Origin of the sequence: Pseudomonas sp. Pseusp97, from assembly GCF_047304025.1 — a bacterium.
GTDB lineage: Bacteria > Pseudomonadota > Gammaproteobacteria > Pseudomonadales > Pseudomonadaceae > Pseudomonas.
The window spans coordinates 1-262 of sequence record NZ_JBGLYK010000550.1; the positions used below are offsets into that span (position 1 = coordinate 1).

Genomic DNA, 262 nt, shown 5'->3' on the forward strand with positions numbered 1-262 from the left:
CCGCCACCACCGGCCGCGGCTCGGGGTTTTCCACGAGCACATCGGCGAGGAACAGGCGCGCCTCCATCTTGCCGTCCGCCGGCAGGCGCACGGCATCGAGCTGCTCGCCGGGCCCGCCGTAGACCCGCTGCTTGCCGTCCCAGTGGAAGCTTTCGAGGGCGGTGGGCTGCGGCAGGTAGATCGAAACGGCCAGTTCGCCCAGCGCCGGAACCGCGAGGTCCAGGGGATCGCTGAACAGTTCGGCGCCCGGTGCGATGTAGGC

1 pseudogene is annotated in these 262 nt (G+C 71.0%); it reads right to left on the bottom strand.

Annotation, left to right across the window (positions count from 1 at the left end):
* A pseudogene (locus tag ACCC94_RS30295) lies at nucleotides 1-262 on the bottom strand (SGNH/GDSL hydrolase family protein); the annotation flags it as partial.